The organism is Alkalimonas sp. NCh-2 (assembly GCF_039631345.1).
GTDB classification, from domain to species: domain Bacteria; phylum Pseudomonadota; class Gammaproteobacteria; order Enterobacterales; family Alteromonadaceae; genus Alkalimonas; species Alkalimonas mucilaginosa.
Genome location: NZ_JBDIUV010000008.1, coordinates 24463 through 48961, shown reverse-complemented (window position 1 = coordinate 48961; position 24499 = coordinate 24463). Strand labels below are relative to the sequence as shown.

24 protein-coding genes and 1 riboswitch are annotated in these 24499 nt (G+C 53.4%); of the genes, 21 read left to right on the top strand and 3 right to left on the bottom strand.

What is annotated here, in order from left to right; translation table 11 throughout:
• The 20 genes from ABC502_RS17290 (at position 1) to ABC502_RS17195 (ending at position 18363) form a co-directional block, all read left to right on the top strand.
• Complete coding sequence (locus ABC502_RS17290) at positions 1-879, top strand: FliM/FliN family flagellar motor C-terminal domain-containing protein (RefSeq protein WP_345916782.1); 879 nt, start codon at positions 1-3, stop codon at positions 877-879.
• Positions 876-1238 (top strand): FliM/FliN family flagellar motor switch protein, encoded by a 363-nt coding sequence (locus ABC502_RS17285; protein WP_345916781.1) that lies wholly within the window; start codon positions 876-878, stop codon positions 1236-1238. Before ABC502_RS17290 ends, ABC502_RS17285 begins: the two co-directional genes overlap by 4 nt.
• Positions 1231-1989 carry a flagellar type III secretion system pore protein FliP gene (gene fliP, locus ABC502_RS17280; protein WP_345916780.1) on the top strand — a complete coding sequence of 253 codons (759 nt, stop codon included), beginning with the start codon at positions 1231-1233 and terminating at the stop codon, positions 1987-1989. The genes ABC502_RS17285 and fliP overlap by 8 nt, the downstream gene beginning before the upstream one ends.
• The gene (locus ABC502_RS17275) at positions 1986-2255 is read left to right on the top strand and encodes a flagellar biosynthetic protein FliQ (protein ID WP_345916779.1); all 270 of its coding nucleotides are present in this window, start codon (positions 1986-1988) and stop codon (positions 2253-2255) included. The genes fliP and ABC502_RS17275 overlap by 4 nt, the downstream gene beginning before the upstream one ends.
• Positions 2252-3031 carry a flagellar biosynthetic protein FliR gene (gene fliR, locus ABC502_RS17270; protein ID WP_330087392.1) on the top strand — a complete coding sequence of 260 codons (780 nt, stop codon included), beginning with the start codon at positions 2252-2254 and terminating at the stop codon, positions 3029-3031. The genes ABC502_RS17275 and fliR overlap by 4 nt, the downstream gene beginning before the upstream one ends.
• A 3-nt stretch (positions 3032-3034) precedes the next feature.
• Positions 3035-4186, top strand: a complete 1152-nt coding sequence (gene flhB / locus ABC502_RS17265; RefSeq protein ID WP_330087393.1) for a flagellar biosynthesis protein FlhB — start codon at positions 3035-3037, stop codon at positions 4184-4186.
• Between the two features lie 3 nt (positions 4187-4189).
• Positions 4190-6262: a flagellar biosynthesis protein FlhA gene (flhA, locus tag ABC502_RS17260; RefSeq protein WP_330087394.1), complete on the top strand. Its 2073-nt coding sequence runs from the start codon at positions 4190-4192 to the stop codon at positions 6260-6262.
• 316 nt (positions 6263-6578) lie between these two features.
• A riboswitch (cyclic di-GMP riboswitch) is annotated at positions 6579-6668 on the top strand.
• Between the two features lie 155 nt (positions 6669-6823).
• Positions 6824-7687 (top strand): OmpA family protein, encoded by an 864-nt coding sequence (locus tag ABC502_RS17255; protein WP_345916892.1) that lies wholly within the window; start codon positions 6824-6826, stop codon positions 7685-7687.
• Complete coding sequence (locus ABC502_RS17250; protein ID WP_345916778.1) at positions 7684-8997, top strand: sigma-54 dependent transcriptional regulator; 1314 nt, start codon at positions 7684-7686, stop codon at positions 8995-8997. The genes ABC502_RS17255 and ABC502_RS17250 overlap by 4 nt, the downstream gene beginning before the upstream one ends.
• A gap of 8 nt (positions 8998-9005) precedes the next feature.
• Positions 9006-9326: a flagellar hook-basal body complex protein FliE gene (locus ABC502_RS17245; RefSeq protein ID WP_330087396.1), complete on the top strand. Its 321-nt coding sequence runs from the start codon at positions 9006-9008 to the stop codon at positions 9324-9326.
• A gap of 10 nt (positions 9327-9336) precedes the next feature.
• On the top strand, positions 9337-11070 hold the full coding sequence (gene fliF, locus ABC502_RS17240; protein WP_345916777.1) for a flagellar basal-body MS-ring/collar protein FliF: 1734 nt from the start codon (positions 9337-9339) through the stop codon (positions 11068-11070).
• Positions 11051-12070 carry a FliG C-terminal domain-containing protein gene (locus ABC502_RS17235; RefSeq protein ID WP_330087398.1) on the top strand — a complete coding sequence of 340 codons (1020 nt, stop codon included), beginning with the start codon at positions 11051-11053 and terminating at the stop codon, positions 12068-12070. Before fliF ends, ABC502_RS17235 begins: the two co-directional genes overlap by 20 nt.
• 3 nt (positions 12071-12073) lie before the next feature.
• Complete coding sequence (locus ABC502_RS17230; RefSeq protein ID WP_330087399.1) at positions 12074-12712, top strand: FliH/SctL family protein; 639 nt, start codon at positions 12074-12076, stop codon at positions 12710-12712.
• The gene (locus ABC502_RS17225; protein ID WP_330087400.1) at positions 12699-14027 is read left to right on the top strand and encodes a FliI/YscN family ATPase; all 1329 of its coding nucleotides are present in this window, start codon (positions 12699-12701) and stop codon (positions 14025-14027) included. Before ABC502_RS17230 ends, ABC502_RS17225 begins: the two co-directional genes overlap by 14 nt.
• Positions 14020-14436, top strand: a complete 417-nt coding sequence (locus tag ABC502_RS17220; RefSeq protein WP_330087401.1) for a hypothetical protein — start codon at positions 14020-14022, stop codon at positions 14434-14436. The genes ABC502_RS17225 and ABC502_RS17220 overlap by 8 nt, the downstream gene beginning before the upstream one ends.
• A gap of 103 nt (positions 14437-14539) precedes the next feature.
• A complete protein-coding gene (locus ABC502_RS17215) occupies positions 14540-15412 on the top strand; it encodes a virulence factor BrkB family protein (protein WP_330087402.1) in 873 nt (290 codons plus the stop codon).
• Positions 15409-15855, top strand: coding sequence for a D-aminoacyl-tRNA deacylase (dtd, locus tag ABC502_RS17210; RefSeq protein WP_330087403.1), 447 nt, complete (start codon positions 15409-15411; stop codon positions 15853-15855). Before ABC502_RS17215 ends, dtd begins: the two co-directional genes overlap by 4 nt.
• A 3-nt stretch (positions 15856-15858) precedes the next feature.
• A complete protein-coding gene (locus ABC502_RS17205; RefSeq protein WP_330087404.1) occupies positions 15859-16764 on the top strand; it encodes a bifunctional GNAT family N-acetyltransferase/hotdog fold thioesterase in 906 nt (301 codons plus the stop codon).
• Entirely contained in the window at positions 16761-17612 is an 852-nt protein-coding gene (locus tag ABC502_RS17200; RefSeq protein ID WP_330087405.1) for an epimerase, read from the top strand. The genes ABC502_RS17205 and ABC502_RS17200 overlap by 4 nt, the downstream gene beginning before the upstream one ends.
• Before the next feature lie 100 nt (positions 17613-17712).
• Entirely contained in the window at positions 17713-18363 is a 651-nt protein-coding gene (locus tag ABC502_RS17195; protein ID WP_330087406.1) for a hypothetical protein, read from the top strand.
• Here the strand turns inward: ABC502_RS17195 and ABC502_RS17190 are convergent.
• Positions 18319-20346: a methyl-accepting chemotaxis protein gene (locus ABC502_RS17190; protein WP_345916776.1), complete on the bottom strand. Its 2028-nt coding sequence runs from the start codon at positions 20344-20346 to the stop codon at positions 18319-18321. The genes ABC502_RS17195 and ABC502_RS17190 overlap by 45 nt on opposite strands.
• Positions 20347-20587: 241 nt before the next feature.
• Between ABC502_RS17190 and ABC502_RS17185 the strand changes: the two genes are divergently transcribed.
• Positions 20588-21268, top strand: coding sequence for a hypothetical protein (locus tag ABC502_RS17185; RefSeq protein WP_345916775.1), 681 nt, complete (start codon positions 20588-20590; stop codon positions 21266-21268).
• A gap of 12 nt (positions 21269-21280) precedes the next feature.
• Here ABC502_RS17185 and hutH read toward each other — a convergent pair whose 3' ends face one another.
• Entirely contained in the window at positions 21281-22816 is a 1536-nt protein-coding gene (gene hutH / locus ABC502_RS17180; protein WP_345916774.1) for a histidine ammonia-lyase, read from the bottom strand.
• A gap of 3 nt (positions 22817-22819) precedes the next feature.
• Complete coding sequence (gene hutU, locus ABC502_RS17175; protein ID WP_345916773.1) at positions 22820-24499, bottom strand: urocanate hydratase; 1680 nt, start codon at positions 24497-24499, stop codon at positions 22820-22822.

The following is a 24499-nucleotide window of genomic DNA, read 5'->3' as shown; positions in this document are numbered from 1 at the left end:
ATGATGACACGCTCAAAAATCATACCTGCCGCTGAGGCAGCAGGCTATCCACCTTTTGCACTGGTGCTGGACCAACGCAACTATAGCCGGGCGCTGGTACTGGCCAGGCAGAGGCTGCCAGAGCTGGCTCAGGCCGTCGAGCTGGAGCTTAGCCGCCTGCTGCAAGATGTTGAATTTAGTATTGAGATGAATCTATGTCAGGGCACAGGCCTGGACAGCTGGTTGGCCGAACCCGGTCGTTTACTGTTGCACTGTCCGGTGTTGGTGCCGACAGACAGCAACTGCTATCTGGCGCTGGATTACACGGGTGTACACCACCTGGCGGATCTGATGCTGGGGGGACAACTGAGTAAAGCCGTTGCCAGCGAAGATAAAACCGAGTTGAGTGCCTCTGAGTTACGCATTTGCAGCCGCATTGCACAGCGCCAGTTACAGGCCATGCAGCAGCGGCTGTTTAAGGAGCAATCGGTGTTGCCAGCTACGGCGGTGAAGCAGCAGTTGGAGTCGGAACAGTTTCAATATCTGCCCTTGAAGGTGCGGCTGCTGCTCGAAAGCGAAGCCATCAGTTGGTATTTGTGGTTACCACAGGACTTTTTTATCCAACCAGAAGACAACAGCAGCCCGGTACAGATAGCCGCGGTAGATGCTGCCCAATGGTCGCACGTACCTGTGCAGTGCAGCATTGAGATGGCACGTAAGAAAGTTAGCTTGCGCCAGTTGCAGGACTGTCTGAATGGCAAGGTGCTACCTATTGAGCTGCACAGTGCTATGGCGCTTCACTTAAATAAAGAGCGGTTGTTTTACGGCAAAGTAGCTGAAGAAGGCAACCGTCTGGTATTTCAAATTACTGATATCGTCACCCGGGAGCAAGAACAATGAGCGACACTCTGAATAACAGCAATGGTCTGGATGCAGCCCTGGCCGGACTGGATATGATGGATATGGACGAGATGTTTGAGCCGGAAGGTCTGCCGCAGTCAGCCTCAACCGATGGCTTGTCAATGTTTCGTGATGTACCGCTGACCGTCACCCTGGAAGTTGCCAGTGCTGAGGTCACCTTAGGTGAGCTGAGCCGGGCTGCGGTAGGGGATGTACTGCCGCTGGAGAAAGCGGTTGGAGAGCCGCTGGATGTAAAAGTCAATGGTGTCCTCTTTGCCAGAGCCGAAGTGGTGATGGTCGATGGCAAATATGGTCTTAAGTTTGTACAGCGCAATGCTGTGGAAGAACAAGATGCGTAACAAGCTGTCGTCCGGTCTGTTGTGGCTGCTGCCATTGGTATTGCTGCTGGTACCAAGTTTGGCGTCGGCGAATGAGCTTACCCTGCTATCGGTCCGGGATACCGATGGTGGCCAGGAGTACAGTGTTAAACTGCAAATCCTGTTGTTGATGACGGCGCTCAGCCTGATCCCCGGCTTGCTCATGGTGATGACGTCCTTTACCCGCATCATCATTGTGCTGGCGATATTACGCCAGGCACTGGGCTTGCAGCAAAGCCCGCCAAACCGCGTATTAATTGGTATCTCTTTGATGTTAACCCTGCTGATTATGCGGCCGGTATGGCAGGACGTCTACCAGAACGCCTTTAAACCCTACCAGGCTGAAGAAATGACCATGGAGCAGGCGCTGGCCCGGGCTGAACAGCCGATACGGCAGTTTATGCTGGCGCAAACACGTGAAAACGAATTGCACCAGGTGCTGCTGATTGCCAATGAGCCCACCAGCATGGCCGCGGCTGATGTGCCGCTGGAAGTATTAATGCCGGCCTTTGTGCTCAGTGAGCTAACCACGGCATTTCAGATTGGTTTTATGTTGTTTCTTCCTTTTTTAATCATTGATCTGGTGGTGGCCAGTGTGCTGATGTCGATGGGTATGATGATGTTGTCCCCCCTGATTATCAGTTTACCCTTTAAGTTGATGGTGTTTGTGCTGGCCGATGGCTGGTCCATGGTGGCAGGAACCCTGGCAGCGACGTTCGGAGCCTTCCCATGAGTCCGGAACAGGCCACGGAGCTGATCTCCCAGGCCGTCTATACCATTATTCAGATGTTGTTGGTATTGATTGTACCGGGCCTGATCCTTGGCATCGTCGTCGCCGTGTTTCAGGCGGCAACCTCGATTCAGGAGCAAACCCTGACCTTTTTGCCCAGGATGTTGCTGACGTTGCTGATGGTGGTGTTTTCCGGCCATTGGCTGATTAAAACCCTGCTGAACTGGTTTGCAAATTTGTCGCAAATTATTCCGGGTGTATTTGGATGAACTCGCTGATATCGCTAAGCAGTGGTGAGTTGATGAGCTGGATAGGCACTGTGTGGTGGCCTTTTATCCGGTTGTCGGCGCTGCTGTGGGCGATGCCGGTGTTTGATAACCCGGCGGTGACACCACGCTCGCGCATTATTCTGGCGCTATTTTTAAGTTTTCTGGTAGGGCCAACCCTACCGGCCATGCCAGAGGTGGATCCCTTTTCGCTGGATGCGGTGGTGATCACGGTCGAACAAATTAGTTTTGGCATTATGATGGGGCTGGCTGTCCGTATCTTGTTTGAAGTCCTGGCCCTGACCGGGCTTATTTTATCGATGCAGATGGGCTTGTCGATGGCGATGATGATGGATCCCGGCAGCGGTGATTCGACATCCTTGCTGGGCCATTTATTCTGGGTGATGTCAGCTCTGCTGTTTTTTTCGCTGAACGGCCATCTGGTGACGCTGGCTATTCTGGTCGACAGCCTGACCTTGTGGCCGGTAGGCAGTGGTTTGTATCAGTTGAATATTGGGGTGTTGCTGCAGTTGTTTGGCTGGATGTTTGGGGCTGCACTGCTGGTCGCTTTGCCGGCGGTGATAGCCATGCTGCTGGTGAATCTGACCTTTGGGGTGGCCACGCGATCGGCACCATCGTTAAACCTCTTTGTGCTGGGTTTTCCGATGACCTTACTGCTTGGCTTTGTCTGCGTGTATTTAACCTTAAGCCAAACTGGCGTGCATTATGCGGCACTGGCAAGCCAGGTGTTGGATAGCATGCGGTTGCTGGTGGGGTAAGGGATGTCAGAGCAAAACAGTTCCCAGGAAAAAACCGAACAGCCCACCGAAAAACGCCTGAAAAAAGCCCGTAAAGATGGTCAGGTCGCGCGCTCGAAAGAATTGAATACGGCCATCTTGCTGATGTTGGGAGTCGGTGGTTTGCTGTGGTTTTCGCAGTTGTTGTTCACGCTGTTTATGCAACTGATGCAAAGCAGCATGCAACTGAATAAAGAGATGCTGGCAAACGATAAACTGATGCCGCTGGCGCTTGGTCAGGCATTGCTGGCGATGCTGAGTGCGCTGACACCATTTTTAGTCTTGCTGTTTGTGGCGATGTGGGTTGTGGGGACCTTGCCGGGCGGTTTTACGTTTTCAGCAGCTTTGGCTGCACCCAAGTTTAATAAGCTCAACCCGCTGACTGGTCTGGCACGGATGTTTAGCATGAATGCCCTGGTCGAGCTGCTGAAATCCATCATTAAGGTAGTGCTGCTGGGCGGTTGCTTGTATGGCTTTTTAAGTCAGCTCTGGACACGCTTGCTGTTTTTACAACGGATGGGGTTCACCGCCGCCCTGCAGGAAGGCTTTGCCCTGTTGGCATTGAGTTTGATGATCACAGTCACTTTGTTGTTGCTGGTTGCAGCGATAGATGTGCCTTATCAGCAGTACAAGATTTCCTCCAAGGTGAAGATGACCAAGCAGGAAGTCAAAGAAGAGCGGAAGTCGTCGGATGGCAGCCCGGAAATTAAAGGGCGGATCCGTCAGATCCAGTTCCAGATGGCGAATCGAAAAATTGAGGAGCGGGTGCCGAAGGCCGATGTCATCGTAATGAACCCAACCCATTATGCGGTGGCGATTCGCTACAGTGAGCAAGATGCCAAAGCCCCTTATGTGGTGGCGAAAGGCATTGATGAGATGGCGCTACGGATTAAAGCGGTGGCGCAGCGTCACCAGGTTGAAGTGCTGGAAGTGCCGGTATTAGCCCGGGCGGTGTATTACTCGACCCGGGTTGATCAGGAAGTCCCGAAAGGTTTATACACGGCGGTCGCCTATGTGCTGACCTATGTGATGCAGTTAAAGGCATATAAAAATGGCCGTGGTCAGCAACCAGCCCCCTTACCGGCGCTGGAGATCCCGAAAAGTTTGTTAGATAAAGCGAATGTCCGAGGTAGTTAAACAGTGAACTGGCGAACTCTTACCCAACCTTACACCGCAATACCGGTGCTACTGCTGGCCATTTTGGCAATGGTGGTGTTGCCATTGCCCGCCTGGATGCTGGATGCATTGTTTACCTTCAACATTGTACTGTCCGTGATCGTCTTGTTGGTGGCGGTATCCAGTAAGAAGCCGCTGGACTTCTCAGTGTTTCCAACTGTGTTGCTGGTGGCTACCCTGATGCGGCTAACCTTGAATATTGCGTCAACCAGGGTGGTTTTGTTGCATGGCCATGAAGGCTCTGATGTTGCTGGTCGGGTGATCCAGGCCTTTGGTGAAGTAGTGATTGGCGGCAATTACGTCGTCGGTCTGGTGGTGTTTGTTATTCTGATGGTGATTAACTTTGTGGTGATCACCAAAGGGGGCGAGCGGATTTCGGAAGTCGCTGCCCGCTTTACACTGGATGCCTTACCCGGCAAGCAGATGGCGATAGATGCCGACTTAAATGCCGGTTTAATCGGCCCGGAGCAGGCAAAAGAGCGACGCAATGAAGTGGCGCGCGAGGCCGATTTCTATGGTTCCATGGATGGTGCTTCCAAGTTTGTGCGTGGGGATGCCATTGCCGGCTTAATTATTCTGGTGATCAACCTGATTGGTGGCATCAGCATTGGTGCCTTCCAGCATGGTCTGAGCATGGGGGAAGCCTTCCAGCGCTTTGCCTTGCTGACCATAGGTGACGGCTTAGTGGCGCAAATCCCCTCGTTACTGCTGGCCGTAGCGGCGGCCATTATCGTGACACGGATGAACGATGAAGGTGAAATGTCCGATGAAGTGGGGCGGCAGCTGCTGGCATCACCACGGGTATTGTTCACCACTGGTGGCATTATGCTGATCCTGGGGCTGGTCCCCGGTATGCCGGGGATGGCTTTTATTGGCTTTGCTTTGCCGCTTATTTATGTTGCCTGGCGTATGCAGCAGCGGGTGGATAAGGGCGAGCTGGCGCAGGTGGAGCAATTTACCGAGACCATAGTGCAAACCCCCTCAGCGCTTAGTTGGGAGGATATCCCTTATGTGGATCGTATTTCGATTGAGCTGGGCTTTCGACTGGTCTATCTGGCCGACAAAGACAAAGGGGAGGAACTGGTGCAGACCTTGCGTGGCATTCGTAAAACCTTGTCTGAACAGAGCGGTTTTTTATTACCCGAAGTGCGGGTGCGGGATAACCTGCAGTTAAACCCGCAGGAATACCGTATCAAACTGGCGGGGGTGCCCTTAGCAACCGGCCGGTTAAATCCGCAGCAGTTACTGGCACTGAACACTGGTGAAGTCTATGGCCAGTTGGATGGGGAAATAACCCGGGATCCAGCCTATGGCCTGGAGGCCGTCTGGGTTGAAGCTGACAACCGGGCGAAAGCTCTGAACCTGGGGTACTCGGTGGTGGATCTGGCTACTGTGATCGCCACCCATGCCGGCAAAGTCATTAAAGAGCATTTGGCCGATCTCTTTGTGTATGAAGATGTAAAACAACTGAATAAGCGACTGGCTGCGGTAGCACCAGTACTGGCCGAAGCCCTGGATAAAGCCCTGAGCGATACTGTGCAGTTGAAGGTGTACCGCCTGTTGCTGCGTGAACAGGTCAGTCTTGGTGATATTCTCAGCATTGCCAGTACCCTGCTCGACAGCAGCGAGGTGACCAAAGATCCTATTCTGCTCACGTCCGATGTGCGTTGCGCTTTGCAGCGGGCGCTGGTGCGGCAAATCAGTGGTGACAAAGAAGAGCTCAGTGCCTATACGCTGGATGAGAAGCTGGAGCAAACGCTGCAAAGTGCGCTGAACCAGGCGATGCAGGCGGGTAAGGTGGCGCTGGATAGTTTTCCGGTTGCGCCCAATCTGCTCAGTCAGTTCCAGCGCCATATGCCACTGATCAGCAGCCAGATGCAGCAGCAAGGTTTAACACCAGCCCTGGTAGTGGTGCCACAATTAAGACCTTTGCTGGCACGTTATGCCCGTACTTTTACGCAAAACTCACTGGCGGTGTTGTCCTACAATGAAATCCCGGAAACGGTGCGGGTTAACGTGATTGGGGCCTTGGGTTAAGTGGTGATTGAACGGTCAGCCAGGCTGAATAGTGGGCTGTCATCTGCTGGTCACAGCCCGGTGCTATGGTTGCATTTCCTGGCGAAATGGCACCGGTTTATTAACATTAATGTCTTGCATAAGCTACTCTGGTCCGAACAGTTACGGCAGTGTATTTGTGATAGGTGAAAAAATGTACGGCGATAAGCCTGTGATTTTAAAAAGTAAACACCATGGTGCAAGAAAATATGCTTGCCTTATGGTACTGATTTAGTTATCGTTTAATTTGTTCAGTTTCAATTCATAATCAGCACTGCTGTTTATGAAAAATGTTAAGACAATTAAAAGGCAAACTGCACCGAAAGGGCAGGACGCAAAGCCTCCGGTCTACAGCGTATGTGTACGCTACGATAGCGGGGTTGCATTAGCTTAGCGGCATCCTTCTGGGTTGCCTCTGTCTGCGCGGCTGTCCGCTGCAAAGCAGAGCGCTTTTCTATGCAGTTTTCCTTTTAGTTTCTTCAACCTTGGTGTTGCTGCCTGGCAGTGACCGTTGTGGTTTATTAAAAGGTTTACGATGTGTCTATGGTATTTCTGACTCTCTGGTTCACTGCCGCAGCTGGTGCCCTGCCTGCACCTGTGCTGGTGCAACCGGCGGAACGGGCTGACTGGCAGTTGCACGGCAGTGCCTTTTATTGCCGTATGCAACAGGAAGTTCGTGGTTTTGGCCAGGTAAGTTTCCTGGTAGAGCCCGGTTATTCTCTGCGGCTGGAATTGGAATTGATACAACCGCATCAGGCGTTAACCGAGGCCAGTGTGATGGCCCGGCCTGCAGACTGGCAGCAGCGCATCGTTGCCACTAGCTCCTATCCTTACAGTGCTGAGTTGTACCACGACCGGCAGGTTAGCTTTATCGCAGCGGCTTTGCCGCTATTGCAACAGATACAATCCGGCCATTGGCTGGAGTTCGAGTTGGGTGCTCCGGGTCAGGTACAACCACTGTTACTCACCAGTGTGCGTGGCGCGGAAGCTGTCGCGCAGTTTCGCCGCTGCATCGCACAGATGGCACCGCTGTCCTGGCAACAAGCCAGAGATAGCGACATTCCATTTAAAGCTGGCCAGCGTACTCTCACCCGACCACAGCTGGTGCAGTTGGCTCAACTGGTGCGTTATCTGCAATTTGATCCATCCGTCCACAAAATTCTGATTGATGGCCACAGTGATGATGTGGGTACCTCGTTAGCCAACCGACTGGTATCAAAAGAAAGAGCCGATGAAGTGGCTGCACAGCTGATCGAGCTGGGTGTCAAAGCCGCCATGTTGGAGGTGAGGGCCCATGGTAATCGCTACCCATTGTTACATCACCAAGGCACGTCTGGAGCGACGAACAGTCGGGTTACCGTCCGACTTATTCGCGCAGGAACAGAACAGGAGGTTACTACTCGATGAATGTTGCTTATGTCCTTTGGATAGCACAACAACAGCCGGATGCGGAAATCCGCCAATGTATCTGTAGTGAAGGCTATCAACTGCTGCATACCGCCCAGGTTACTGACATCGTCAGCCTGTGCCATGATTATCAACCGGCGCTGGTGTTTATCGATTGCGATATGACACAAATGGCGTTGCCGGATTTGGTCAGTCTGGTGTGTCGCAAGCTGCCGTCAGCACAAATTATCAGCATGGTGGGTAACGACCAAAGTGTAGTAGCATCCGATACCTTACAAAGCGGCGCAATTGATTATTTACTGAAGCCTTTTTTTACGTCTCAGTTAAAAACGTCCATTCGCAATGCCACAGCAATGAGCCGGGGCTTACAAGATCTGGTCGCGGTTTCGCATGCAAGCCGGCAGATTTTGCAGTTGGCCAACCGGGCCGCGCAAACAGAAGCCAGTGTGTTGATCCTTGGCGAGTCCGGCACAGGTAAAGAGCGTTTGGCTAACTTTATTCATCAGGCTTCAGATCGTGCCGACCAGCCTTTTATTGCAGTGAACTGCGCTGCCATTCCTGAACATATGTTAGAAGCCATGTTATTTGGCCACAACAAAGGCGCCTTTACCGGGGCCGTAAACCAGCAGATTGGTAAATTTGAAGCCGCCAATGGCGGCACTATTTTGCTGGATGAAATTTCAGAGCTACCGCTGGCGCTGCAAGCCAAGCTGTTGCGGGTACTGCAGGAGCGTGAAGTAGAGCGGCTGGGCAGCAACAATCGCATCAAGCTGGATATTCGCGTGATTGCCGCCAGCAACAAAAATCTGCGCAGCCAGGTGGAGCAAGGCTTATTCCGGGAAGATTTATTTTACCGGCTGGATGTGTTGCCACTCAGTTGGCCGGCCTTGCGTGAGCGGCGGGACGATATTTTGCCACTGGCGGAGTTCTTTCTTCAAAAATACGGCAATGGCAACTATCGCTTAAGTCGTGACGCGGCGAATGTGCTGCTGCAATACAACTGGCCGGGCAATGTGCGTGAGCTGGAGAATGTGATGCAGCGGGCATTGGTGATGGCTCGTGGTATGGAGCTGCAAATTGCCGATCTGAATTTACCGCAATGCCATCCACAAGCGGCGGCGATTTGCGCCAGTTTGTTAAAACAAAGCAAGAAAAATGCTGAGTTTGATTACATCTTAAATGTACTCAACAAGTTCAACGGTCACCGTACACTCACTGCCCAGGCATTGGGGGTGAGCACCCGTGCCCTGCGTTACAAATTAGCTGCCATGCGTGAGCATGGTGTCAACATTGATGCATTAGCTTCTTAAGGATAACGATGATGATTTCACCCGTAAACAGTCAAAGCCAGATGCTGGACATGATGACCAGGTTGCAGCAAGTCGCCGGGAATGAAGGCATTGCGCCTGCCCGCAATGACAGCGGCATCAGCAGTGATTTTTCCCAGGTCATTCGCGCGGTAAACCAGCAACAGAATATTGCCGCGGATCTGATGACGGCTGTGGATACCGGTCGCAGCGATGATGTGGTTGGCGCTATGGTTGCGAGCCAAAAAGCGGATTTAAGTTTCTCTATGTTGCTGCAGGTACGCAATAAAGTATTGAGCGGCATCGATGATGTGATGCGGATGTCATTGTAAGGACACTGTGATGAAAGGTGAAATTGTAAAAGCCACGCCAGCGGCTGCCAGCGACAGTAACTTGCGGGAGAAGGTTATTAACCTGTCCAGCCGTTTCAGCTGGTTGCAGGCCGGGGACCGGAGCATTGCGTCCATTGCCTTGCTGGCAACGCTGGTGGCGGCCACCATTGTGTTAATTCTTTGGACTTCCGCCAAGAATTATGTGCCGCTCTATGGCAACCAGGAGCATTACGACAAAGCTGGAATTCTGGAAATACTGGACCGGGAGAAGGTCACTTTTCGTATTGATACCAACACCGGCAATATCATGGTGCCACAAAATCGTTTAGCTGATGCGCGCATTATGCTGGCGGCTCGCGGTGTCAAAGCTGCCATGCCTGAGGGGCTGTCGACTATTGGTGACAAAGTCACGATGGGAACCAGTCAGTTTATGGAGTCCATGCAGTATCAGCATGCCTTGGAAGGTGAGTTGGCACGTACCATTATTACCATGGATGGTATTCGTAACAGCCGGGTGCATATGGCTATTCCGAAACGGAGTTTGTTTGTTGGCCGGCAGGAAGAGAAATCCGCAGCTTCGGTGATGGTGGATTTAGCGCCGGGCTATGAGCTAAGCGGTAATCAGGTCGAGGCGATTGTGAGCCTGATTGTTGGGAGTGTCTCCGGATTGGATCCCCGCAATGTATCTGTGGTGGATCAACGAGGCCGGTTGCTGACCGGTGATTTGTACGACGATGCCCCAATCGGCAAAGAAACAGATAAGAAACTCGCCTTTGTGCAGAAGCTGGAACGCAATATCGAACAGCGTGCTGCCATTATGCTGCTCCCTATTTTAGGCGATGGCAACTACCGCATTCAGGTGTCGTCTGATGTTGATTTTAGTGTGGTCGAAGAAACCCGTGAAGCCATCGATCCTGCCTCAGTGCTTCGCTCCGAGTCGGTGAAAACAGATACCATGCTGGATCAACTGGCCATGGGGATCCCTGGCGCGTTGGCAAATCAGCCACCCCTGCCGGCCGATCAGCAAGCCGCAGACAATAATCAGCGTACCTCTGAACGCAATGAAAGCAGCCGGCAGTTTGAGAGTGGCCGGGCGGTGACCCACACCCGCTATGAAGTGGGGAGGCTCCGGTCAATGAGTGTGTCGGTGTTGGTGAATCAGGGAGCCGCCGGCGAGGAAGGCTGGACCGAGGCGCAACTGCAGCAATTGGGTGAGATGGTCAAAATTGCGACCGGCTTTCAGGCCGAGCGTGGTGACCAGTTTAATATTACCAGTTTTGATTTTATGCCGGTAGCGCCCCTGAGCACCCCGCTGGCTGGTTTGCCCTGGTGGCAGTTGCCGGAGATCAGAGAATACGCCCGTTACTTGTTTGGCAGCTTAATTGCGCTGGCGCTTATTCTGTTTGGGGTCCGGCCCTTGGTCAATCATCTGATTAGTGGCAAAAAGCAACGCCCTCTGGATACCGAACCGACGGCTGCTCTGCCGCAAGATGAGCCGGTTGCAGCATTGTCTGACCGTCAGGCAGCTTCGCTGAATGACAGTGCGACAGACAATCGTCAAGCAAACAGCGGGGATATGCCGCAGCCTGGCTTTAACGTCATTAGTTTGCCACAGGTTGGCTCTGAATTTGCTGAGCAAATTGCTCATATGCAGCTGTTAGCCAGCAAAGAGTCTGAGCGGGTCACCGCAGTGATTAAATATTGGGTAGAGCAGGGAGTCAGCATTGAATCAACTAAGATCTGAGTCTGGCCGCAGCATCACCGATCTGGATCGGGCGGCCATTTTATTGTTGAGCATGGGCGAAGAAAATGCAGCCGGTATCATTAAAAAGCTGAACCGGCATGAAGTCCAGGCTTTGTCTGAGCGGATGGCGAAAATCACCAATGTGACGCAAGAAGATGTTGCGTTGATTTTGCAGGACTTCTTTGATTGCTACCGCAGTGAGAGTGGTGTCAGTGGTGCTTCCCGGCTTTATCTGGAACGAGCGCTGGACAGGGCTGTCGGGCGCAAGCTGGCGCGGGGTATGCTGGATGATATCTATGGCGGTGCACTGGCAGATGATATTCGCCGGTTGGAATGGGTGCCAGCAGAGCTGTTGGCGCGCTTTTTAGAGCAAGAGCATATCCAGATGCAAGCACTCTTGCTGGCATTTTTACCAGCCGAGCAGGCATCTGCTGTGATTATGCTGTTTCCCAAGCCGAAGCATGACGATATTTTGTATCGGATTGCCAGTTTACGCGAAGTAAGTGAACACGTGATGGATGATTTACGCCATACACTGGATGCCTGCATTGCTTACGTTGGAGAGCAGGTTGGGGCCCGGGTAAATGGGGTGGAAAAAGTAGCCGAAATCATGAACCGGTACCGCGGGGATAAAGCCGAGATCATGGATTTACTGAAACTGCACAATGTAGAAACGGCGGAAGCGGTGCAGGACAAAATGTACGACTTTGGCTCGCTGGCGCGGCAAAATGCGGATGTATTGGCGTATTTGCTCAATGAAATTCCGGATGAACTATGGGTGGTTGCGCTCAAAGGCTGTGAGGCAGAGCTGCTAAACAACATTATGGCGGCCTTGCCAAAGCGGCTGGCTCAGGTGTACCGGCAGCAAATTGAAAACACCAAAGCACAAACCATCAGCAAAGTTGAAGCGGCAAGGGCAGAGATAATGCAAATGATCCGGCAAATGATGACCAAAGGTGAAGTGGACTATCGCCTCTACGAAGAAGCAACCCTGGGGTAAATGATGGCGGACCTGTATCGTTTTCCCGGTGTGCAACGTGATACATCCCTGCAAAGCATTGAGCAGCAAGTGCAACTGGCCTATGAGCGCGGGTTGGCTGAAGGGAAGCTGTTGGGTATTGATGCAGGAAAAGAGCAGGCTTTACACCAGGCTGAGCAGCAGGCACAGCGTACGGTGGATGAACAATCCAGGCAGGCTGTACGGGCGCTACGGCAACAATTCGAACAGCAATTGCAGCAGTTACAGCAGCAATTGGCAGAGCATCAGCAACTGCAGGAACAGCAGTTGGCCCAGGCCCTGTATGAATTGGTCAGTACCCTGGCTGAAAGTACCCTGGAAGCAGAGCTCAGTGTGCAACCAAGGCATTTACTGCAGGCCGTGCAGTCATTGCTGCCGCTGTTGCAGTTAAAAGAACAGATCCACACGGTGAAGCTGGCACCAGAGGATATGCTGGTATGGCAGCAATTGGACGTCTCCACCCTGGGCAGTGTGCAGTTGCAGGCTGATCCCAGTGTCACCGCCGGCAGTGCGGTCTTTGTGGGGGCGGCGCAGTTGCACCTGCTAGACTTTCGTCAGCGCCTGACGGCTATGTTGCCGCAGCTGCAGCAGCAATTGCTGGGGGGGACCGATGCCGGTGCTTGAGCGCTTACAGCAAGCAACACAACAGGTGCAACCTGGCCCACTTAGCCTGAGTTTTGGCACCTTGGTGCGGGTGAATGGCATGATCCTCACGGTTGCAGGCGGTCAGTATACCCTGGGGCAGCGTTACCAGGTGGAAGGGCAACATGGCCACTGGATCGAAGCGGAAGTGGTTGGCTTTGATCGTGACCAGGCTTTTTTAATGCCTCTGACGGATGCCAGTGGTTTAACAACCGGGGCCCGGGTACGGCCGTTGATGCAGGATCAGGCACTCACAGTCAGTCATGCTTTACTTGGACGTGTGGTCGATGGCTTGATGCAGCCGCTGGATGCTGGCCCGGCTTTGAACAAAGGTGAGCCTATCACAGCGCAATTGACCGCAGTGAATCCCATGCAAAAGAAAGGGGTCACCACACCACTGGATGTTGGTATTAAAGCCATCAATGGCTTGTTTACTGTTGGCCAAGGGCAGCGGCTGGGTTTATTTGCCGGCTCCGGGGTGGGAAAAAGTAAATTACTTGGCATGATGACACGCTTTACCAGTGCTGATGTGGTTATTGTTGGCCTGGTGGGAGAGCGTGGCTGGGAAGTTAAGGATTTTATTGAACACAGTCTGGGCCGTGATGGCATGCGTAAAGCTGTAGTGGTGGCGGCTCCGGCCGATCAGTCGCCATTGTTGCGAATGCGCAGTGCAGAGCTGGCGCACCGGTTAGCGGCCTGGTTTCGTGATCAGGGCTTGCATGTGTTGTTGCTGGTTGACTCGTTAACCCGGTATGCCCAGGCGCAGCGGGAGATTGCCCTCTCTGTTGGCGAGCCACCTGCTACCCGGGGCTATCCACCCTCGGTGTTTAGCAAGCTTACTCAACTGGTCGAGCGTGCCGGTAACAGCAACGACAGCTCTGGCAGCATGACGGCTATTTACACGGTACTGGCCGAGGGGGATGACCAGCAGGATCCGATTGCCGATGCCGCCCGTGCTATTCTGGATGGTCATGTGGTGTTAAGCCGGGAGCTGGCTGAGAGTGGTCATTATCCGGCCATTGATATCGGTGCTTCAATCAGCCGGGTGATGCCCAATATTGTCTCAGAGCAACAACTGAAGCACTGTTACAGCCTGAAGCGTTTGTATGGCCGTTACCAGGAAGTGCGGGAGCTGCTCCCGTTAGGGGCTTATCAGGCGGGACGGGACGCAGAACTGGATAAAGCGGTAGCCCTCTATCCAGACATCGAGCATTTTTTGTGTCAGGGCTTACAGCAACAAGTCACACTGGCAGAAACTGAAGAACAGCTGGCAACTCTGGTGGCGAAGTATGCTTAAAAAATATCTGGAAACCCAACAAGAAAACTTCAAAGTCATGCAAAGTCGTCACAGCCAGTTGCAGGCACTGGCGGTGCAGGAACAAGCACGGAGTTATTCACTGGCACAGCATTTAGGCAGCCTGGAATCCAATCAGCAGATGCTGTGCAGTTTAAGCCTGCAGAACTTATCCGGTTTAAAACATATCTTGCAGGGCCTGACAGAGCAGCAGCAGCAGCGGAGTGTGCAGGCAGAGCAGGATGTTGCCAGGCAGCAACAAGCTTGCAATAAGCAGGCGGCCTATAATCTGGCGATGACAAAGTTATTGCAAAAGCGTCAGCTGCATCAGCAACAGTTACTGCGGCGACAGGAGCAAAAACAGCAGGATGAACTTGCTATGCAGATGCATCTGCTAAGGCGAACCAGTTAAACAGCAGGCACCAAATCAACTAAAGTTGTTGTACGTCAGGCAGGTTCTTAGCGTATTTTTTTGATACCATGATAGCCAGGCGTCCAACGCAAGGAGATGGTGAGTGCACGCAATCAGGTGGCGGGACTATATCAATGCCAGCCCGCAATTTATCAAAGGCTATATTCAGCGTTGCCAGCAGGATCAGATCAATCTGGTGGGTGGCTATCTGGCCTATATTTCCTTGTTATCACTGGTACCTTTTATTGCCGTGATGTTTTCCATGCTGAGCGCTTTTCCGATGTTTTCGGAGTTCCGCCAAAGCCTGGAAAGTCTGCTCTATGCCAATGTGGTGCCGTCGCGTGGCGATGAAATCAAAGACTATCTGAATGAATTTATCGGCAATACCCGGGGCATGACGGCCATAGGTATTTCGGCACTGATCGTAGTGGCCTTGCTGCTTATTCACAATATCGACAAAACGCTGAACAAGATCTGGCGGATTAGCAAGCGGCCACGGCCGGTGATTTCGTTTTCCATTTACTGGATGATTTTAACTTTAGGCCCTATCTTGTTTGGCACCTCGATCGCGGTTAGCTCCTATCTGGTCACGCTGACCCGCTTTGCCGATGATTTTACCCCAGGCTTGTCCAGCTTCTTATTGGGCCTGGTGCCTTATCTGATGTCCTGGCTGGCATTTTGTATTTTGTATTTGGTGGTGCCCAATACCAAGGTAAGGATCCGGCATGCTTTTTGGGGCGGTTTATTGGCCATGCTGCTGTTTGAAGTGCTGAAGTACGGCTTTGCGCTCTACATCACCCACTTTCCATCCTACCAGGTGATCTATGGCGCCATGGCATTAGTTCCCATCTTATTTTTATGGGTGTATCTGTGCTGGCTGGTGGTTTTAGTCGGAGCAGAACTGACTGCTTACCTGAAAGACTGGGAGCAACTTAGCGGGGGTGATACCAGCGAAGCGGAGGAATGCTGCGAATGAAAGCTTTAATTCAACGGGTCCGTCACGCCAGTGTCAGCGTGGCTGGCGAGCAAATTGCGCAGATAGAGCAGGGTTTGTTGGTTCTTTTGGGCGTGGAGCAAGCGGATACCGAGCTCAGTGCCGCCCTGTTGGCGGATAAAGTCTGTAAATACCGGATCTTTAGCGATGATAACGGCAAGATGAATTTGAATGTGCAACAAATCAAAGGACAGTTGCTGGTAGTATCACAGTTTACCCTGGCGGCAGATACCAACTCGGGGCTAAGGCCCAGTTTCTCGCAGGCAGCCGCCCCTGCACAAGCCGAGCTGTTATACCGGCATTTTGTCGAGCGCTGTGAAGCACATCAACTCCAGGTTGCAACCGGCCGATTTGCAGCAGATATGCAGGTTGCCTTAGTCAATGATGGCCCTGTAACCTTTTTACTGCAAACGGATAATCACTAATTTATGCGTATTCGACTAAGCAGTCCGCAATCGGATGCACAATGGCAAGCCTATTATCAGTTTCGCTGGCAGCAACTCAGAGCCCCTTGGCAGCAGCCGATAGGCTCGGAACGTGACGAGCTGGAGACAAGCAGCATTCATCGCATGCTGCTGGATGGCGAAACTGTGGTTGGGGTAGGGCGGCTGCATCAGGTGGATGCGACCAGAGCGCAGCTGCGTTATATGGCGGTTGCCTCCAGTTATCAGGGGCAGCAATTAGGTGCCAGGCTGGTTGCAGAGCTGGAGCAACAGGCTTTAGCTCTGGGCTGCAGCGAAGTGGTGCTCAACGCACGCGAAAATGCACTCGGCTTTTATCAAAAGCTGGGTTACAGCCAACAAGAGGAGCTGGCCAGCCAGTTTGGTGTTCGTCACTTTCGGATGCAGCGTTTCATTCGTTTCACAGCTAACACCGGGAGCTGGCAACAGCAATGTCAGCAGTTAGAGCAGGTTTGGCATCAGCAAATTCCACTCAGCCAGTTTATGCAATTGCAGATTACTGCCTTCGATGGCTGTGAACTACGATGCCAGGTGCCGCTGCCACCTAACATCAATCTGCATGGCACCATGTTCGCCGGTAGTATCTACAGTCTGGCGACGCTCACAGGTTGGGGGTTGCTGCATTTGCAGCTGCAAGCGCTTGAGTTGCAGGCGGACCTGGTGTTGGCAGATGCCAGCATCCGTTATCTGAAACCCATGCAAACTCAGCCGCAAGCACGCTGCTCCTTGCTGGGGGCTAAAGGGGATCTGACCGTATTGCGGCAGGGGAAAAATGCCAGCCAACGGATCGACGTGGAGCTGCTTAGTGCCAATAAAGTAGTGGCCCTGTTTTCCGGCCACTACAAAGCCTTGTTACCGAGGAATACGCCATGAAAATTATCATGCTTGGCTGTGGCTGGCTGGGGCAGCAACTGTTGCCGCTGTTGCAGCAGGATGGTCACCAGTTGATTGTGACCCGGCAATCAGCCGCCGCCGTGCAGCAGTTACCGGGTACAGTGCAAGGAGTGGTTCTTAGTTTGCCGCTGTCGGAGCCAATCACGGCAGAGTTGCAGGCGCTATTTCAGCAGGCTGTGGTGATTTGTTCGCTGACCCCGGGTTGGCGCAAGCAGGCTGGCGCTGGCTATGTAGCAGCACTGGAGTCACTGGCTGCACTGATGCAGACTGCCGGCAGTCTGGCTTGTATCCATTTCAGTTCTACCGGGGTGTATCAGGGGCTGAGTGGTGAGGTGGATGAGTCCACGCCATTGCAGCTCAGTGATGCCAAAGTACAGTTGCTGGTGCAAGGAGAGCAGATTGTGCGAGCCGCAGTTCCCACTTGCACTTTGCGGTTGGGAGGGTTATTCGGACCAGGCCGGCATCCTGCCAACTTTTTGCGCTCCGGGGTGATTGATGAGCCGGATGCAGCTGTGAATATGGTGCACAGTAGCGATGTGCTGGCAGCTGTGCAGCAGATTGTGCGGCAACAAGCCTGGCCGGCGCTTTTCAATCTATGTTGCCCGGTGCGGGCCAGTCGTCAGCAGTTTTATCAGCAAGCCAGAGCCAGTCTGGCATTGGATGCTCTGCAAATTGGAGTAGCACAAGGACATAATCAGCGGAGGGTGCTGTCGGATCAGATCGGCCGTCAACTGCCATTCCAGTTTCGCTATGCATCAGCACTCGATGCGTTGAAGTTGGTTGATAAGCCGCCATTGTCTGCTTCAGACACAAATTTATCAGAGTAAAAGTGACTTTATCGGAGTTTTATCAGGCTTTTGTCAGGACTTAGCGTGCCTGGCTACGCATACTAACCTTAGTAGTTTTGCCACTCAGGGTAGAGTCGTTATGCGTAGCCAATGGTTATTATTATCCACTATCAGTACTTTGCTAGGGATAGCGGCAGGTGCTATTTTTTTGCTTTTTTCTGAACACTCCATCGTTTTTTCCCAACCCGCTCTGGTGCTCTCAGAGTTCTGGTCCACTTTCCTGTTGTGGGCTTTTGTCCTGCTGTTTGTGTCGGCCCTGATGTTTAATTTGATAGCTTTTATTGAAATGGACTCTGGCAACCGCTGGTTGTCATTGCCACAACGGTTTCAACGAGAGCAGGAACGGCTCAGGCAGCAGGAATTTTTTTTCAGTCGCCTGAAACAGTCTTTGCAGCAACATGGTGAGTTGGAGCCTGCAACCGCGGATGATAACGAGGTATTCTTTTGGCACAATCCAGAGAGTAAAACATTGGTGTATTTTCATCCTGATGCCGACAGCATGGTATCCATGGAGTGTTTGCGGGAGCGCTTTCAGCAAATGCTTGGCTTTCATTGCCAGCAAGGCATGATTATCAGCTTTCAAAGTTTTACCAGTCAGGAGCGTATTTTTGCCCGCGAAGCAAATATTGAACTGATCGAGTACCAACCAGCCTTGATGGAAAAAGAATTTCGTTTTAGTTTCGGTTTAACCCCGCAAGCGGAAGGTCGCACTGGCGTGCTCCAGTTCTGATGCCAGCTTGGTGACATCTTGACTATGCGCCTGGGTGCTTTCGGCTTTATCCGAGCTGTTTTGCACCAGTTGCACTACCAACTCCATCGCCGTCCCTATGGTTTCGCCCTGACTCAGCTGTGTCGCGGTTGCATCCGCGATTTTGCTATTGATGCCATGTATTTGGTGGATAGCATGGTGTATTTGCTGCAGCGCCTGCAATAACTGCTGATTTTCCTCGACACATTGGCTGGCATCCTGATTGCCCTGTTGCACCGCTTTTGCTGCCGCCATGGTGCTGTGCTGCAAGGTCTCTATCATGGCTTGGATATCGTTGGTGGCTTGCTGGGTGCGGCCAGCCAGGGTGCGTACCTCATCAGCGACCACGGCAAACCCCCGGCCCTGCTCACCTGCTCTGGCTGCTTCTATGGCAGCGTTCAGCGCCAGCAGGTTGGTCTGCTCGGCAATGCTGCTGATGGTATCGAGAATGCCGCCAATCTGTTTGCCTTGCTCACTCACCTGTTGCATCAAAGCATCAATACTGTGCAGTTGTTCAGCTAAGTGGCCTATGCGTTGATTGTTTTGCTCTGATAGCTGATGTACCTGCTGGTTGTGTTGCATGCCTTGCTGCATTTCGTGCACTGCTTGCTCTGCTTGCTCGGCAATATGCTGGCTTTGTGTGCTTAATTGGTGTGTGCTGGTGTTAATGTTGGCAATTTGGCTGGTTTGTTGCTGCAAGGCCTGACGAATATCCTGCACATCCAAACCGGAGCGCTGTGCATTCTGGTTCAGTTCGCGGGCGTAGTTTTGAATACGCTGGACCAGGCTACTAAGCGACTCGACCAACTGATTGACGTTATTGGCCAACTTGCCAAACTCGTCATCGCGCTGAATGGTCAAACGCTGACTAAGATCGCCTTTGGCCATCACGCCCAGCACCTGGTTGATTTTGGCCAATGGTTGCAGCATAGCGCGGATGGTCACCCAGGCAATGGCTGTGGCCAGCACGATAAGCACCAGCAATATGATGACATTGCGCCAATTGCCTTGTGAAATAGTACGGCTAACGGCTTGCTGCAGTTGACTGACTTGCTGATCGGCGGCACTGGCCATTTGTTGCAGGGCCATGATGCCGTTGCTGAGCTCCTGTTCCGCCTGGTATAGATGCTGGCGAGCTTGTTGCTGTTGCGTTAGGCGCTGCAGTTGCAGGCGAAGTAACGGTTGCTCCTGAAGTAAGTTCTGTTCCAGTTGTTGTCGCTGAGCCTGAAAATCCGACCAAAGCCCAGCGGTGTCAATGTTTGCCACCAACTGAGCCAGGTAGTCGATATTGACCTGCATATCACTATAGGCGAAGTTTATATTGTCTTCACTGCGCTGCAACTGGCCGAGCTCGGTGGCATTCGCCACCTCTCGTAAGGTATTGATGAGGCCAAGCAACTGGCCGTCAATACGACCAGCGGTGCCTTCGATCAGCTCCAGCGTATCGCTATCGACCCCATCCAGATAGGATAGATCCAGTAACAGAGCACCAAGAGCATCCAATTGCTGCTCTAATTGCTGAAATACCTGCTGCACCTCCGCCCGGCTTTGCTCCACCTCCAACCTGAGCGCAAACATCTGCTGCACCGATTGCCGGTAGGCACTGCTGTATTGTTCGCTCTGCTGCAAAGCCTGTTGCAGCGCACTGTGTTGTTGGGAAAGTTCTGTCACTTGTTGCAGCAATTGCACCAGACCGTGGTCGGCTTGTGCAAATAGCTGGTGTTGCTGATTGATCAAAGCAGGTTGTTCGGCGGCAAACCCCTGAGCACTGGCGTTGGCCATGCTTAGTAGCTGAATTTGCGCTTGATTGCTAAGCTGCTGAGCAGGAATAGCGCGCTCATTCACATTGCGGGTGGAGGCTTCGATGGACAGAAAGCTCAGCAGCGCAGAGCCGCTGGCCACAATCAGCAGAAGGATCATCAAGCCAAATCCAAGGATGATACGGTGAGCAATGGTTAGCGTCATGGTAAGGTTCCAGCCTGATTGTTTTTTTTATTATAGCTGGTCCTGACCTTAGCAAACTTTGCACAACTGGTCTAGCCAGATCCCGCTGCTCACGATGTTCAGTTTCTGAGTAGTAAAAGGAACGGAAATTGTTAATGTTTGCTTGATTTTGTTTTGATGTTACTGCTATCCTTTCTTGTTTTGTTAATTATAGGTGGTTTTTTCTGTGGCTGGTCATCCCTTGTTGAGCAAAGCAGTGGTCATGTTCGCTGCTCCCCTGGTGCCGCTATTGCTGTTAGTAAGCTGCGCCCAACCAACCGTTCACTTGAACCATCGTTATCTGGATGCGCAGCAGACCAGTGTATTGGTCACTGCATTGCAGCAGCAAGGGCTACGGGTGGAACTGAATCAGCATCCTTTTCCGGCACGAGTCAGTGAAAACACCCTGATCTACTCGCCAATGTTGCGAAACCCAGAGGCAACAGCCAGCCGGTTGCAGCAAGCGCTGGATGACACCGGTTGGCATCTGCGCGACAACCGCTTGCTGGTGGAGTCGAATCAATGGTTTACCCGGGATAATCTGGGGCTTTTTCTGGTACCGGCCGGGGTGCAGGTGCATGGTGGCCGCACCGAGGTGGATTTTGCGCATCCCTACAGTGCCGAAGACTGTGACTTTGATTATCGGCTTAACTTGCAGCCAGATGGCCGCATGGTGTTTGAAAGCGACAACCCGGCGTATCCATCCTTTCAGGCGAACTGGCGTCTTACCGGTTACCCTTATCTGCAGCTGTATCAGGAACAGCCCTACCTGAACTTTTATTACCAGATTGAGCGCAGTGATAGCCGCGATGCCATTGGCAAGGCGGCCATTACCCGCTTGTTACCACTAAGCACCCCAGTGCGGCTGCCGGCTTGCAGCCTGGTGCATGGGGTGCGGTATTAGTGCTTTAATCGCTTACTGGCTAGGCAGCATGGCCGCAGGCAGCAGGCTGCTTAAGCGGCCACTGGCCAGCAGCTCGGCGGCGGCTTTGATATCCGGCGCGAAGTAGCGATCTTCGGCATAAAAGCTGACCTGGTCGCGCAACAGCGCCCGGGCCTGTTCCAGCCGCTCGGTGGATTTAAGCGGTGCGCGAAAATCCAGCCCCTGCACCGAAGCCAGGTACTCGACGGCCAATACACCACGGGTATTGTCGGCCATTTGGGCCAGCCGCCGTGCTGCGAAGGTCGCCATCGACACATGATCTTCCTGATTGGCCGAGGTCGGCAGGCTGTCGACACTGGCTGGGTGCGCCAGCGACTTGTTTTCCGATGCCAAAGCCGCCGAAGTAACCTGGGCAATCATAAAGCCACTGTTGACACCGCCATTGTTGACCAAAAAGGCCGGCAGCTTGCTTAAGCTGGCATCAATCAGCAGTGCCATCCGCCGCTCGGACAAAGAGCCGACTTCGGCAATGGCCAGCGCCAGATTATCGGCCGCCATTGCCACTGGCTCGGCGTGGAAGTTACCGCCGGAGAGAATGTCGCCTTCATCGGCAAACACCAGTGGGTTGTCGGTGACGCCATTGGCTTCGGTTTCCAGCACCGCAGCGGCCTGACGGATTTGCGTTAAGCAAGCGCCCATCACTTGTGGCTGACAGCGCAGGCTGTAGGGATCCTGCACCTTTTCACAATCCTGATGCGAGTCGCCAAGCTCAGAGCGCTCAGCCAGCAGATGGCGGTAAATGGCAGCAGCATCGATCTGCCCCTGCTGACCACGGATGGCATGAATGCGGGCATCAAAGGGCGAGCGGCTGCCAAGGGCGGCTTCCACACTGAGTGCACCAATCACGCTGGCTGCAGCAAACAAGTCTTCGGCTTTAAACAGACCTTCCAGCGCCAGGGCGGTGGAGGCCTGGGTGCCATTTAGCAGCGCCAGACCTTCTTTGGCCGCCAGCACCACAGGCGCAAGCCCAGCCAGTTGCAAGCCTTCTTTGGCTGGCAGTTGCTTGCCCTGATAACGCACCTCACCTTCGCCAATCAGCGGCAGTACCATGTGCGCCAGCGGCGCCAAATCGCCGGAGGCGCCGACCGAGCCCTGAGCCGGAATGCAGGGGTACACGCCTTGATTGATCATGGCAATCATCGCATCGATGATTTCTGGCCGGATCCCCGAATAGCCACGCGAAAGGGAGTTGACCTTTAAAATCATCATCAGCCGCACCGTCTGGTCGGCCATCAGCTCGCCATAGCCGGCGGCATGCGATAGCACGATGGAGCGCTGCAGCAATTCCAATTGATCCGGGGCGATCTTGGTATTGGCCAACAGACCAAAACCGGTGTTGATGCCATAGACAGTTTTGCCTTTGGCCAGCACATCGGCCACGGTTTTGGCCGAGGCTGCAATCGCCGGGTAAGCGGCTTTATCCAGGGCAATGGCTTGGTCATTTTGCCAAAGCTGGCGTAATTGGCTCAGGCTGAGCTGGCCGGGTGTCAAGGTAAATGGGGTGGTCATAGCTTACTCCTTGGTGCTCAGCATCGGTAAATCCAGCCCTTGCTCGCGGGCGCAGTTTTGGGCAATGTCGTAGCCGGCATCGGCATGGCGCATCACGCCGGTACCCGGATCGTTCCACAGCACCCGGCCCAGTCGTTTGGCGGCCGCTTCGGTGCCATCGGCCACAATCACCACACCTGAGTGCTGGCTGTAGCCCATGCCGACACCACCACCGTGGTGCAGCGAGACCCAGCTGGCACCACCGGCGGTGTTCAGCAAGGCGTTCAGTAGTGGCCAGTCGGAGACGGCATCCGAGCCATCCAGCATGGCTTCAGTTTCACGGTTCGGGCTGGCAACAGAGCCGGAGTCCAAATGATCGCGGCCAATCACGATAGGAGCTTTGAGCTCGCCGTTTTGCACCATTTCGTTAAAGGCCAGTGCGATGCGGGCCCGATCTTTTAAGCCAATCCAGCAGATACGGGCTGGCAGACCCTGGAAGTGGATTTTCTCACGCGCCATATCCAGCCAGTGGTGCAGGTGCGGGTTGTCCGGGATCAGCTCTTTGACTTTTTGGTCGGTCTTGTAAATGTCTTCCGGATCGCCCGACAGCGCCACCCAGCGAAATGGCCCAACACCTTCACAAAACAGCGGCCGGATGTAGGCCGGCACAAAGCCCGGGTAATCAAAGGCATTGTACACGCCTTCGTCCTTGGCCATCTGACGAATGTTGTTGCCGTAATCAACTGCGACGGCGCCTTTGCTCTGCATATCGAGCGTGGCCTGAACTTGCACTGCCATTGACTGCTTGGCGGCTTTGACCACCTGATCCGGGTTTTGCAGGCGGCGTTCGGCTGCTTCAGTCATGCTCCAGCCTTGTGGCAGGTACCCATTCAGTGGGTCGTGGGCAGAGGTTTGATCGGTCACCACATCCGGGATGATGTTGCGCTCTACCAGCTCGGCAAAGACATCGGCGGCATTGGCCAGCAAACCAATGGAGGTCGGCTTGCCGGAGGCTTTGGCTTGCTCCAGCAGCTGCAGCGCCTGATCCAGACTGGTGGCTTTGACATCGACGTAGCCGGTGCGCAGCCGGAAATCAATGCGGCTTTCATCCACTTCACAGGCAATCATATGAAAACCGGCCATGGTGCCGGCCAGTGGCTGAGCGCCGCCCATGCCGCCCAGGCCACCGGTCAGGATCCATTTGCCGCTGGCATCGCCATTGAAATGCTGTTTAGCCATGGCCACAAAGGTCTCGTAAGTGCCTTGCACGATGCCTTGCGAGCCGATGTAAATCCAGGAGCCGGCGGTCATCTGGCCGTACATCATCAGGCCTTTTTTATCCAGCTCGTTAAAGTGCTCCCAGTTGGCCCAGGCCGGCACCAGATTGGAGTTGGCAATCAGCACCCGGGGTGCATCCGGGTGGGTGGGGAAGACCCCGACCGGCTTGCCACTTTGCACCAGCAAGGTCTGGTCGTCTTCCAGCCGGTCCAGTACTTCAATAATTTTATCGAAGCAGGCCCAGTCGCGGGCCGCCCGGCCGATACCGCCGTACACCACCAGCGATTGCGGGTGCTCGGCCACATCCGGGTCCAGGTTGTTCATCAGCATGCGTTTGGCGGCTTCGGTCAGCCAGCTTTTGGCGGTTTTTTCCGCGCCTCTGGTGGCGCGGATCACCCGGCTGTTATCGATACGTGGATCAGACAT